This window comes from Clostridioides sp. ZZV14-6387, assembly GCF_020657835.1.
GTDB lineage: Bacteria > Bacillota > Clostridia > Peptostreptococcales > Peptostreptococcaceae > Clostridioides > Clostridioides difficile_A.
Genome location: NZ_JAGWCW010000001.1, coordinates 21,186 through 33,874, shown reverse-complemented (window position 1 = coordinate 33,874; position 12,689 = coordinate 21,186). Strand labels below are relative to the sequence as shown.

General features: G+C 30.9%; 10 protein-coding genes. 8 read left to right on the top strand and 2 right to left on the bottom strand.

The window, feature by feature from the left end; genetic code table 11:
* The first annotated feature begins 6 nt into the window (after positions 1 to 6).
* The 8 genes from KGF38_RS00145 (at position 7) to KGF38_RS00110 (ending at position 9,366) form a co-directional block, all read left to right on the top strand.
* Complete coding sequence (locus KGF38_RS00145) at positions 7 to 984, top strand: V-type ATP synthase subunit C (protein WP_054271485.1); 978 nt, start codon at positions 7 to 9, stop codon at positions 982 to 984.
* Complete coding sequence (locus tag KGF38_RS00140; protein WP_009893746.1) at positions 977 to 1,294, top strand: V-type ATP synthase subunit F; 318 nt, start codon at positions 977 to 979, stop codon at positions 1,292 to 1,294. Before KGF38_RS00145 ends, KGF38_RS00140 begins: the two co-directional genes overlap by 8 nt.
* Before the next feature lie 116 nt (positions 1,295 to 1,410).
* On the top strand, positions 1,411 to 3,189 hold the full coding sequence (locus tag KGF38_RS00135) for a V-type ATP synthase subunit A (RefSeq protein ID WP_074179830.1): 1,779 nt from the start codon (positions 1,411 to 1,413) through the stop codon (positions 3,187 to 3,189).
* Positions 3,186 to 4,559 carry a V-type ATP synthase subunit B gene (locus KGF38_RS00130; protein ID WP_054271483.1) on the top strand — a complete coding sequence of 458 codons (1,374 nt, stop codon included), beginning with the start codon at positions 3,186 to 3,188 and terminating at the stop codon, positions 4,557 to 4,559. The genes KGF38_RS00135 and KGF38_RS00130 overlap by 4 nt, the downstream gene beginning before the upstream one ends.
* A gap of 5 nt (positions 4,560 to 4,564) precedes the next feature.
* A complete protein-coding gene (locus tag KGF38_RS00125) occupies positions 4,565 to 5,233 on the top strand; it encodes a V-type ATP synthase subunit D (RefSeq protein ID WP_054271482.1) in 669 nt (222 codons plus the stop codon).
* A 286-nt stretch (positions 5,234 to 5,519) separates the two neighbouring features.
* Positions 5,520 to 6,569, top strand: coding sequence for a putative 2-aminoethylphosphonate ABC transporter substrate-binding protein (locus tag KGF38_RS00120; RefSeq protein WP_054271481.1), 1,050 nt, complete (start codon positions 5,520 to 5,522; stop codon positions 6,567 to 6,569).
* Between the two features lie 84 nt (positions 6,570 to 6,653).
* Positions 6,654 to 7,643 (top strand): ABC transporter ATP-binding protein, encoded by a 990-nt coding sequence (locus tag KGF38_RS00115; RefSeq protein ID WP_074179828.1) that lies wholly within the window; start codon positions 6,654 to 6,656, stop codon positions 7,641 to 7,643.
* A gap of 4 nt (positions 7,644 to 7,647) precedes the next feature.
* Positions 7,648 to 9,366: a putative 2-aminoethylphosphonate ABC transporter permease subunit gene (locus KGF38_RS00110; RefSeq protein ID WP_054271479.1), complete on the top strand. Its 1,719-nt coding sequence runs from the start codon at positions 7,648 to 7,650 to the stop codon at positions 9,364 to 9,366.
* An 80-nt stretch (positions 9,367 to 9,446) separates the two neighbouring features.
* Here KGF38_RS00110 and KGF38_RS00105 read toward each other — a convergent pair whose 3' ends face one another.
* Both KGF38_RS00105 and KGF38_RS00100 read right to left on the bottom strand, forming a co-directional pair.
* Complete coding sequence (locus tag KGF38_RS00105; RefSeq protein WP_074179827.1) at positions 9,447 to 10,598, bottom strand: GGDEF domain-containing protein; 1,152 nt, start codon at positions 10,596 to 10,598, stop codon at positions 9,447 to 9,449.
* A gap of 206 nt (positions 10,599 to 10,804) precedes the next feature.
* Positions 10,805 to 12,568 (bottom strand): bifunctional homocysteine S-methyltransferase/methylenetetrahydrofolate reductase, encoded by a 1,764-nt coding sequence (locus tag KGF38_RS00100; RefSeq protein WP_074179826.1) that lies wholly within the window; start codon positions 12,566 to 12,568, stop codon positions 10,805 to 10,807.
* Between the last annotated feature and the right edge of the window lie 121 nt (positions 12,569 to 12,689).

Sequence of the window (12,689 nt, the reverse complement as noted above, 5' to 3'; positions counted from 1 at the left end):
TAAAAAATGGCAGAAGAAAAAACTTATCCCTATGCCGTGGCACGAATAAGAGTGCTTGAAAAACAGCTTCTTAACAGACAAATGTTTATTCAAATGGCAGAAGCCAAAAGCCCTGAAGATTCTTTAAGAATTATAGCTGAAGCAGGTTATGTGGATACATCGAATAATAATATCCATAATTTTGAGAATATTTTGACTCAAGAATTATCAAAGACATATGAAATTCTTAAAGGTCTAGCTCCTGAAGAAAAATTTGTTGATGTATTTCTTTATAAAAATGACTATCACAACTTAAAAGTGCTGATTAAAGAAGAAATTTCTGGTGTAGATGGTGAAAAATATTTGATTGATGGAGGTACAATTCCTCTTATTAAGCTTAGAGAATCTTTAGCAAATCGTAATTTTAGTGATTTACCTAATATAATGGCAGCAGCCATAGTAGAGGCATTTGATGTTTATAGTAAGACACAAAATGGTCAGATGGTCGATATTGCTTTAGATAAAGCGACTTTTTCTAGTATGAAAGAGACTGCTAAAGAAAGTCAAAACAAATTTGTAATAGATTATGTTATGAAAGTTTGTGATTTAACAAATCTAAAAAGTTTTATAAGAGTTAAAAATATGAAGAAAGATTTTCACATGTTTATGAATGTGTTTGTTTCAGGTGGCTCACTTGATAAGGAAAAATTCTTAGAAGCTTTTTCTTCAGACACTCCAGCATCATGTTTTAAGTCTACTTCTTACTCTGATATCTGTAAAAATGGTATGAGTAATGGATTCACTGTATTTGAAAAACTTTGTGATGACTATCTTATGGAATATGTTAGAGAAGCAAAATTTAAACCTCTTACATTAGAGCCATTAATTGCTTATTTATATGCTAAAGAATCAGAGATAAAAACAATAAGAATTATTTTGACTAGTAAGCTTAATAATATAGACGCAGATACTATAAAAGAAAGGCTAAGGGATGCTTATGTATAAGGTAGGAGTAGTTGGAGATAAAGATAGCATCATGGGATTTTTAGCTCTTGGAATAGATATCTTCCCAGCCTATGATAGTGACGAAATTAAAAAAAGTATACATAAGTTGGTTGAAGATGAGTATGCGATAATTTATATTACAGAACAGGCATCATTGCTTGCAAAAGAATCAATAGCAAAATACAAGGACTACCAACTTCCTGCTATTATAGTTATTCCAGGTATTGGAGGAAGTATGGGATTAGGTATGAATGAAGTAAGAGAATCTAGTAAACGTGCTATAGGTGCAGATATATTATTTAAAGAATAAATGGAAGTTGAATAAAAGACAATCTCAAATTTTATTAGTGCTAAAAGTACGTATTGATAAAATATAGGAGGGAGTATTTAAATTTTGATAAAGTATATGATTGCAGGTGAGAGAATATGAAAACAGGCACAATTGTAAAGGTGTCAGGACCGCTTGTTGTAGCGGAGGGCATGAGAGATGCGAATATGTTTGACGTCGTAAGAGTTTCAGATAAACATCTTATAGGCGAGATTATAGAAATGCATGGAGATAAGGCTTCTATACAGGTTTATGAGGAGACTTCTGGTCTAGGACCAGGGGAGGAAGTTGTTTCTCTTGGAATGCCTATGAGTGTTGAGCTTGGACCAGGTCTTATTTCAACTATTTATGATGGTATTCAACGTCCACTTGAAAAAATGTATGATATTTCAGGTACTAATATAACTAAAGGTGTTGAGGTATCTTCACTTGATAGAGAAGTTAAGTGGGAATTTAAACCTAAAAAAGCTGTAGGCGATAAAGTTGTATCTGGTGATATAATTGGTGGAGTTCAAGAAACAGCTGTAGTGGAATGTAAAATTATGGTTCCTTATGGAGTTAATGGTACTATAAAAGAAATATATTCTGGAGAATTTACTGTTGAAGATACAGTTTGTGTTATTACAGATGAAAAAGGTAACGATATAGCTGTAACTATGATGCAAAAATGGCCAGTTAGAAAAGAAAGACCATATAGAGAAAAGAAAACACCAGATTCACTTCTTGTTACAGGTCAAAGAGTTATAGATACATTTTTCCCAATCACAAAAGGTGGGGTAGCAGCTATACCAGGTCCTTTTGGAAGTGGAAAAACTGTTACACAACATCAGCTTGCTAAATGGGCAGATGCAGATATAGTTGTATATATAGGTTGTGGTGAACGTGGAAATGAAATGACTGATGTTCTTCTTGAGTTCCCTGAATTAAAAGACCCAAGAACAGGCGAGTCACTTATGCAAAGAACTGTGCTTATAGCAAATACATCAGACATGCCAGTTGCCGCACGTGAAGCTTCTATATACACTGGTATTACAATAGCTGAATACTTTAGAGATATGGGATATAGTGTTGCACTTATGGCAGACTCTACATCAAGATGGGCTGAGGCTCTTAGAGAGATGAGTGGTCGTCTAGAGGAGATGCCTGGTGAAGAAGGTTATCCTGCATACTTAGGTTCACGTCTTGCTCAATTCTATGAGAGAGCAGGAAAGGTAAATTGTCTAGGTATGGATGATAGAGAAGGAACACTTACAGCAATTGGTGCAGTTTCTCCTCCTGGTGGAGATACATCAGAACCTGTCAGCCAAGCAACACTTCGTATAGTAAAGGTATTCTGGGGGCTTGATGCTTCTTTGGCATATAAGCGTCATTTCCCAGCAATCAACTGGTTAACAAGTTATTCACTCTATCAGGAAAAAGTTGATGTATGGACAGATAAAAATGTAAATGACAATTTCTCAGCTCAAAGAGCTCAAGCTATGAAACTTTTACAAGTTGAATCTGAACTTCAAGAAATAGTTCAATTAGTTGGTGTGGATTCACTTTCAGATGGAGATAGATTGATATTAGAAGTTACTCGTTCTATAAGAGAGGACTTCCTTCATCAAAACTCTTTCCACGAAGTTGATACTTACACATCACTTCATAAACAATATAGAATGATGGGACTTATATTAAAATTCTATAAGTCAGCACAAGATGCCATCAAGCAAAATGTTACTATAAATGATATTATCAAGCTTTCAGTTCTTGAAAAGATTGGTCGTGCTAAGTATGTAGAAGAAGACAGTATAGATGCTACTTACGATTCAATTGAAGAGGAAATAGACAATGAGCTTGCAGACCTTATTAAAAAGAGGGGGGCTGAAGAACTATGATAAAGGAATATAAGTCAATACAAGAGGTTGCCGGTCCTCTTATGTTAATAAACGGTGTAGAAGGTGTAAAATTTGATGAACTTGGAGAGATTGAGCTTTCAAATGGAGAGATTCGTCGTTGTAAAGTTCTAGAGGTAAATGAAGATACTGCACTTGTTCAGCTTTTTGAAAGTTCAACAGGTATAAACCTTGCTGAAAGTAAAGTTCGTTTTTTAGGAAAGAGTCTTGATTTTGGAGTTTCACCAGATATATTAGGTCGTGTCTTTAGTGGAATGGGTAAACCTATTGATGGAGGCCCAGAAATTATACCAGATAAAAGACTTGATATAAATGGAGCTCCAATAAATCCAGCAGCACGTGATTATCCAGCAGAATTTATACAGACTGGTGTATCTGCGATAGATGGACTTAATACACTGGTTAGGGGGCAAAAGCTTCCTATATTCTCAGCAGCAGGTTTGCCACATGCTAACCTTGCTGTTCAAATTGCAAGACAGGCAAAAGTACGTGGAACTGATTCTAAGTTCGCCGTTGTGTTTGCTGCAGTTGGTATAACTTTTGAAGATGCAGATTTCTTTATAAGTGACTTTAAAGCAACTGGTGCTATTGACCGTTCTGTAGTATTTGTAAACCTTGCAAATGACCCAGCTGTAGAGCGTGTATCTACACCTAGAATGGCACTTACAGCAGCTGAATATCTTGCTTTTGACCAGGGCATGCATGTACTTGTTATAATAACAGATATTACAAACTACGCAGAAGCATTACGTGAAGTTTCAGCAGCTAAAAAAGAAGTACCAGGACGTCGTGGATATCCAGGTTATCTTTATACTGACCTTGCTACAATGTATGAAAGAGCAGGAAAAATGAAAGGGCATGAAGGTTCTATAACTATGATTCCTATACTTACAATGCCTGAGGAAGATAAAACACATCCAATTCCTGACCTTACAGGATACATTACAGAAGGACAGATTATACTTAGCCGTGAACTTTATAAAAAAGATATACAGCCTCCTATAGATGTTTTACCATCACTTTCTCGTCTAAAAGATAAGGGGATTGGTAAAGGTAAAACTCGTGAGGACCATGCAGATACAATGAACCAACTTTTTGCCGCTTATTCAAGAGGTAAAGATGCAAAAGAACTTATGGCAATACTTGGTGAATCTGCACTTTCTGAGATTGATTTAATGTATGCAAAGTTTGCAGATGAATTTGAGAAAGAATATGTTTCACAAGGATTTAGAACTGACAGAACTATTGAGCAAACATTAGAAATTGGATGGAAGCTTCTTAGTATGTTACCAAAGAGTGAACTTAAACGTATTCGTGATGAATATTTTGAAAAATATATGCCTAAGGAGTGATATCTGTGGCTAGATTAAATGTAAATCCAACACGTATGGAAATGACTAGACTTAAGAAACTCCTTAAAACTGCTACAAGAGGTCATAAGCTTCTTAAAGATAAGCTTGATGAACTTATGAAACAATTTCTTGATATTGTAAGAGAAAATAAGCGATTACGTGAAGAAGCAGAAAATGCTCTTGATGGTGCTTATAAAAATTTTATAATTGCAAGAGCAGTTATGAGTCAGGAGTATCTAGGTTCAGCACTTATGATGCCAAAGCAATCTGTTTCAGTAGATGTCTCTACGAAAAATATAATGAGTGTTGATGTTCCTGTGTTTGACTTTAAAACTGAAAACAATCAAAGTGATATTTATCCTTATGGACTTGCCTTTACATCAGGTGAATTAGATTCTGCTATGGAAGCATTCTCAGCTGCTATGGAGCCACTTTTAAGACTTGCAGAAAGTGAGAAAAGTGCACAACTTCTTGCTCAAGAGATAGAAAAGACACGTAGACGTGTTAATGCTCTTGAGAATGTAATGATACCAAATTACATGGAGACTATTAAGTATATTGCTATGAAGCTTGAGGAAAATGAAAGAGCAAGTACTACTAGACTTATGAAGGTTAAGGATATGGTGCTTAAAAAAGCACTTGAAGAAAAGAAGAAAAATAATTTGGTTGTGTAATTAAATACTTATAAAAGTAAGTCTAACATTCTAGTTTATAGGAGTTAGGCTTATTTTTTATGCTCAAATTAAAAATATAGATACCATAAAATAAAATATTGTTTAAAAGCATACTAGAATTAATCAAAAATAACATATTTAACAAAAATTTCTAAAAATTAACGAACTGTTAATTTACACTTAACTTTATATTAACAAATTAGGTGTATTATATAAACATAAGCAAAAACAATAAAAAACAATTAAAAAAAGATAAAAACACATAAAATACATAAAGGGGGAAGATATGAAAGAATTTATATTTACTTGTCTGTGTATTGTAGTAATTACATTTATGACAAGTTGCATATCAACAACACCACAAACTACTCAAGGAAAAGGAAATAATAAACTTACAATATATGCAGCATTAGAGGAAGAGCAAATAGCTTACTATATGGAAGGTTTTAGAGAAGAGTATCCAAATATAGATGTAGAGATAGTTATGGATTCTCATGGAGTAATAGCTTCAAAATTATTAGCAGAAAAAGATAATCCGCAAGCTGATGTTATATGGGGATTGTCAGCAATGAACATGATAGAGTTAAAAGAAGATGGAGCCCTTGAAGTGTATAAGCCAAAAAATTATGATAAGGTTGATAAAAAATTCAAAGATACTGGAGAAGATGTATCCTGGGTAGGAATGAGTGTACCAGAAACAGCTATAGTAGTTAATTATAAAGAGCTTGAAAAACTAGGTATTGATGTTCCAAAAAGTTATAAAGATTTGATAAAACCAGAATATAAAGGGCTAATAACAATGCCAAATCCAGCATCATCTGGAACAGGGTATCTTACAGTATCAGGACTTATTCAAATGATGGGCGAAAAAGATGCTTACGATTATATGGATAAATTACATAAAAATATAGCTACATATACACACTCTGGTTCAAAGCCTGCTAAACTAGCTGGTTCTGGAGAATATCCAATAGGTATTACACTTGGATATAGAGCTACACAACAATTATCTAGTGGTGAACCTATAGAAGTAGTATTTCCAAAAGAGGGTTCAGGTTGGGATTTAGAAGCAAATGCTTTAGTTAAAAAAGAGAATATAAAAAAAGAAGCAAAAATATTTCTAGACTGGGCAATGAGTGATTCAGCTATGAATAGATATGCACACGAAGTAGCAGTTACTTCTATAAAGACAAATAATCCAGTTCCAAAGGGTTATTCTAAACAACCATTTGAACAGCTAATAAAGGAAGTAGATTTAAACTCTGCTGCAAAAAATAGAGGTATGGTATTAAAAACTTGGGAATCAAAGTATGGTTCAAAATCTGAAAGTAAGTAAAATTTAAATGAATAGTTTAGAAGAGATAATTTTAGAAGAAAAAAATTTAAAATAAAAATATAATTAGATAAGGGGAGATAAGATATGAGTTACTTAAAAATAAATAATGTGTTTAAAAATTATGACCAAAAAAGGGTTTTAAATAATATTAGTTTGGATATTGAAGAAGGTGAATTTTTATGTTTACTTGGGCCTAGTGGATGTGGTAAGACTACATTACTTAGAATAATAGCTGGTCTTGAAGAAGTAAATAGTGGAGCTATAATTCTCCAAGATAAAGATATTACAGATTTAGAACCGTCAAAGAGAGGTTTTGGAATAGTGTTTCAATCATATGCTTTGTTTCCAAATATGACTGCATATAACAATATAGCCTTTCCGCTTAAAGAAAGAAAAGTTTCAAAAGAAAAAATAGATAATAAAGTTAAGGAAGTTCTTGAAATAGTGGGATTAACTCATGAAGCTCATAAATATCCTAAAGCGTTATCAGGTGGGCAACAACAAAGAATTGCAATAGCGAGAGCATTAGCGCTTGAACCAAAGTTTTTGCTTTTAGATGAGCCAATGTCTGCATTAGATGCAAAGGTTAGACACAAGCTTAGAATGGATATTAAAAGGCTACAAAAAGAACTTAATATAACAACAATAATGGTAACACATGACCAAGAAGAAGCTATAACAATGGCAGATAAAATCGCTATTTTAAACGGAGGAGATATAATGCAGATAGGAACTCCAGAAGAAATATATCAAAATCCTCAAAATCTATTTACAGCTCAATTTATAGGAGATACAAACTGCTTTGATAATGGAGATTCTATATTAACTGTAAGACCCGAATATGTTCAAATAGAGAAATCAACAAAAGAAAATTATCAAGGAATAATATCTAACATAGAGTTCAGAGGAAATCTCCTAAGAGTAGAAATAAAAGATAAATTAAATGAAAATTTCATAATAAGTGATGTTTCTATAAAAGAATGGGTTAATTTAAATTTAGTAGAAGGTGACCTTGTAAAGATAAATATAGATGAAAAATACTATTTAAAGTATCCAAAAGTTAAAGGAGCATAAGTATATGAATAATAATGCTATGAGTTCTAAGGGTATAAGTCTTAAATCAAAAATGAATCTAGATATAAAAAAGTGCATGCTTACAGTATTGGTTATGTCTTTAGTAATATTCTTACTGGCACCTATAATATATCTATTTGTGCAGGCATTTTTAGATAAAGATGGAGTCTTTGTTGGATTGCAAAACTTCCAAGAATACTTAGCTTCTGAAGCTCTGTTGAATTCGCTGAAAAATACAGTATTTGTATCTATTATATCAACTGTAATATCATTAACACTTGCATTAGTATATGCGTATGCACTAACGAGGACAAAGATTAAATTTAAGGGATTTTTTAAGTCGTTAGCAATGTTTCCTATGTTTGCTCCAACAATGATGCACGCAATAGGCTTAGTATATTTGTTTGGGAATCAAGGGGTTGTAACTAATTTACTTGGAATACATGTTCCAATATATGGAGCAGTAGGAATAATATTAGCACAAATTATATATGTATTTCCTCAATCATTTCAAATACTTTATATATCATTAAGTTCAACGGATTATAGATTATATGAAGCTAGTAACACTATGGGTATAAGTAAAATAAGAGAATTTATAAGCATAACAATTCCTAGCATAAAATACTCTTTGATAAGTTCTGCATTTGTATCATTTACATTATGCTTTACAGACTTTGGAGCTCCAAAAGTAATTGGAGGAGAGTTTAATGTATTATCAATAGATGTGTATAAGCAGATTATAGGACAACAAAATATGCCAATGGGTGCTACTGTATCAATTTTACTTTTAATACCTGCAATAATATCATTTATGGTAACTAAAAAAATTGAAAAGAATCAAAATTCGTATATAAATTCAAAGTCAATTCCATATAAAATTAAATCTAATAAATTAAGAGATAGTATTTTTGGTGGGATTGTAGGGTTTATTGCATTTGGTATAATAGCTGTAATGTTAACTGTAATCTTATCATCCTTAATATCTGTTTGGCCATATGATTTAAGACTCACACTAGAACACTTTTCTATGAAAAATAGTATTGATGGAATTACACCATTTATAAATTCAATAAAAATGTCACTATTAACAGCTATTCTTGGTACAAGCTTTGTTTTCTTATTTGCATATCTAAATGAAAAAACAGAAAAAGCTCCGTATTTAAAATCATTTGGATATTTTTTAAGTACATTACCTATGGCATTGCCAGGGTTGGTTTTAGGTATATCTTATGTACTATTTTTTAATAAGTTAGAGTTTAATTTTATGGATACAATATACATTAAAAACTTATTCAATGGATTATATGGAACAGTACTTATAATGGTTATATGTAATGTAGTACATTTCTTTTCAGTAGCGTTTATAACTGCTACTACAGCCATTAAGAAAGTAGATAAGGAATTAGATATGGTGGCTAAGTCGATGGGGATAAACAGTGCATCAATTCTTAAAAATGTAACTATACCACTTTGTTTGCCAGCAGTTTTAGAAAATTTTATGTATTTTTTCTTAAACTCTATGGTGACCATATCAGCTTTAGTATTTATATATACTGCAAGTTCAAAAGTGGCTGCAATATCAATTGTACAATTGGATGATAAAGGTAGCACTGCACAGGCTGCAGCATTGGCAGTATTAATACTAATTACAAACATATTAGTGAAAGTAATACATGAGTTCATAAAAAATCGTTTGGAAAAAAGGACAAATCTTAACTAAATAAATTCTTAAAAAAATACAAATTAAAAAAGTCTATTCTTGTTATTTATGGAATAGACTTTTTAAGCTTAGAATTAATGTTAATCACGTGTTTTAAATTTCCTTTTATTATCGTACATTTGAGAATCTGCACGATGATATGTATCAAACAAAGAAACATCTAATTTATCATCAAAAACAGCATATCCAATAGACATTGATAACTTTAACTCGTTAGTCGAGTTTTCTTCAATTATTTTTAAATTGATATTATTTATAATAGTATTTATCTCTTCATGAGATGAATTTTTTAGAATGACTATGTATTCATCTCCACCAACACGATAAACTACATGTTTTTTAGCTATAACATCTCTTATAATTTTACTTGCATGCTTAATGTATAAATCTCCTGTTTGATGACCAAATTTATCATTGATTTTTTTTAAGCCATCTAAGTCTATTGATATGATAGATATTAGCTTTTTTATACTTAAATTGTTCAAATTATTCATATCTATTTCGAAGGCATTTCTATTTTTTAAACCTGTTAAGTAATCTGTATTAGCAAAATCAGTATATGTAGGGTTTGATATACGCTTAAATAGAACTACCGCAACCAATGCTGATATTAGACAAGTTAATAATGCTATAAGTGGTGTAACTATGCTTATAAATTTAAATGTATTGTATTGATGGTTTGCTTCAAATTCAATTCCTATTACCCCAACAACTTCACCATCATTATTGTGAATAGGAAAGTATGATATGAATATGTATCCCCAGGATGTTGCTTTAATTTTTTTAGGGAGCAATATATTATTATCCAGCGCTTTGTTAAGGTCACCCCAAATTTCTTTTTCTATTAAATCACCAGCGTTTCTAAAATCACTCCTAGATGAATCTAAGCCATCAACAACATACACTAATGAGCCATCTTTTGTTTTTTTAGCAGTATATAGATACATGACTCCAGTGGTATTTTTTATAGATTCTAATAAGGTCTTAGAACTTTTATAAGAGTTTTTTGATTGGTCTTCTTTAGAGTTAATTTCAGTAAATGTATCTTTATCAATATTTTTTTCTGCATACTCATATATGCGTCTAGACCTTTCACTCAAAGTATATATCATATCATTGTAAGTCAATTGATAGTTAAAAAAATACACGCACGAAGAAGATATTATTACAATAATTGCAGTAAGTATTGAAACCTGCATATCAACTCTATTAAATTTTTTATTTATTTTCATAGCTTAGTTGTTTTGTGAAAAGAGCTTCCCACAATCTCCTCATAATTAATATATATCTATAAATTTCACCATAATATATCTATATATTACCAAATTTATATAAAAATTACAACGAATAAACAAGCCTAGAACCTTAAAATATAAAGCTTTATAGAATTATAATATATTTTAATAAATATTTTAATATTACTTATATTATAAATATTTTATTTATAAATATTTGCTATTATATCACATATTATATCAATTCTTTTAAAAGGTGTAATAATGTAATAACCATCTACATAGGGTTCAATTTCTTTTGCTATTTGAGTAGATATATTAATAGCAAGCTTGGTAGACTCTTCTTTTGATGTATCTTTGTACAGGTCTATAATATTTTGAGAAACAGTAATCCCTGAAATCTCATTATTCATAAAGCAAGCATTTCTATAGCTTACAACAGGTATTATTCCTCCAAGTATCTTTGCAGGAAGTATTTCTTTAGCTTTTTTTAGGTTTATTAAAGCTTGCTCTGTTAAAACTGGCTGAGTTAAAAACATAGTAACTCCATTTTCTATTTTAATCTTAGCATGTTTAAGTTGAGAATCGAAGTTTATTGCATTTATATTTAATGCTCCAAGTATATTAAAAGGTGTATTAAATGTATTTTCATTCAATGTTTTTATGTAATTTGCTAATATTGAGGAATTAAAGCTAAACATAGCTTTTATTTCATCTCTTTCAGCAGATGGTATAGGGTCTCCAGTTACTACAAGTACATTATCTATATTTTCAATATTAAGTCCTAAAAGGAGAGCTTTAGTTGCATTAATATTCCTATCTCTACATGTCATATGAGGTATAGGGGTAATATCTAATTCTCTTTTTATTTTGCAAGCTAATAAACTACTATCAACTCTTGCCCTAGCTATTGGACAATCTGCAATTGTAATTGCATCGACTCCGTGGTCTTTTAATTTTTTGGCACTACTCATAAAAAATTCAATATCTGTATCAATTGGAGGGTCCAATTCAACTGCTATAATTTTTTTACCTACTTCAAGTTTTTCCAAAAGTTTATTTTTTGATATTGGTTTGATTTTTTCCTTTGAAGAAATAACTTTTTCTATAGCAGATTCACCTCTATATGAAGAATTTATTATATCAACAGTCTTTTTTATAAATTCTGGTGTTGTACCACAACATCCACCTAATATATGAACCCCTTGGTTTAGTATTTCCAACATTTGTTCTGAAAAATAGTCTGAATTATCTTCAAAAAAAGTACGGTTATTGATGATAGTAGGATAGCCTGCGTTAGGCATAATGGAAACTATACTGTCATTAATATCAATTGTCTTTATAAAATGCAATAGATGATGTGGTCCAGAGATACAATTAAATCCTAATGCGTCTATGTTTTTATTCTTTGAAATAGATTCAAATATTTTTGCACCACTTTTTCCAAGTCTAGTAAATCCCTCAGGATTAACTGCAAATTCTGTTAATATAAATGAATTTGGTTGTTTTTTCTTTATATAACTTGAGATTTCTGGTAGATATTCATCATTACTGAATGTTTCAAATATAAAGTTTGTTGCACCAAGCTCTAAAAATATATCTACTATTTTTTTATAGTCAGATAGTAAATCTCTGTCATTTAAAGCAGGTATTGGACCTATGTCAGCAAATACAAATACATCTGTATTTTTTGTTGCCTCTAATGCAATTTCATATCCACTTTTGATAATATCTTTGACAGTTTTAAAATCACATTCTAGGAGTATTTCATTGGCAGCAAAGGTATTTGTTTTAATAGCTTTACACCCAGCTCTTATATATTCTCTATGAATAGATAAAATTGTAGATGCATCATTGATATTAGCCATTTCACAGTTGAAAGCGTTATTCTTTAGTTTAGAATAGTATGTTCCCATAGCACCATCAAAAACTAAGATAGAGTCTTTTATATATTCATTTATGTTCATTGATTCACCTCATAAGAATTTAAAATATTTTAAATATTAGTATATCAACCCCAAAAAAGCTTGTCAATCTTTGGAAAATATAGAATAAATAATTCTAATTAATTACAAGTTTATTATTTAT

Coding starts and splice junctions, on each gene's coding strand:
- KGF38_RS00145 (WP_054271485.1), top strand. CDS start 7: ATGGCAGAAGAAAAAACTTATCCCTATGCCGTGGCACGAATAAGAGTG.
- KGF38_RS00140 (WP_009893746.1), top strand. CDS start 977: ATGTATAAGGTAGGAGTAGTTGGAGATAAAGATAGCATCATGGGATTT.
- KGF38_RS00135 (WP_074179830.1), top strand. CDS start 1,411: ATGAAAACAGGCACAATTGTAAAGGTGTCAGGACCGCTTGTTGTAGCG.
- KGF38_RS00130 (WP_054271483.1), top strand. CDS start 3,186: ATGATAAAGGAATATAAGTCAATACAAGAGGTTGCCGGTCCTCTTATG.
- KGF38_RS00120 (WP_054271481.1), top strand. CDS start 5,520: ATGAAAGAATTTATATTTACTTGTCTGTGTATTGTAGTAATTACATTT.
- KGF38_RS00115 (WP_074179828.1), top strand. CDS start 6,654: ATGAGTTACTTAAAAATAAATAATGTGTTTAAAAATTATGACCAAAAA.
- KGF38_RS00110 (WP_054271479.1), top strand. CDS start 7,648: ATGAATAATAATGCTATGAGTTCTAAGGGTATAAGTCTTAAATCAAAA.
- KGF38_RS00105 (WP_074179827.1), bottom strand. CDS start 10,598: ATGAAAATAAATAAAAAATTTAATAGAGTTGATATGCAGGTTTCAATA.
- KGF38_RS00100 (WP_074179826.1), bottom strand. CDS start 12,568: ATGAACATAAATGAATATATAAAAGACTCTATCTTAGTTTTTGATGGT.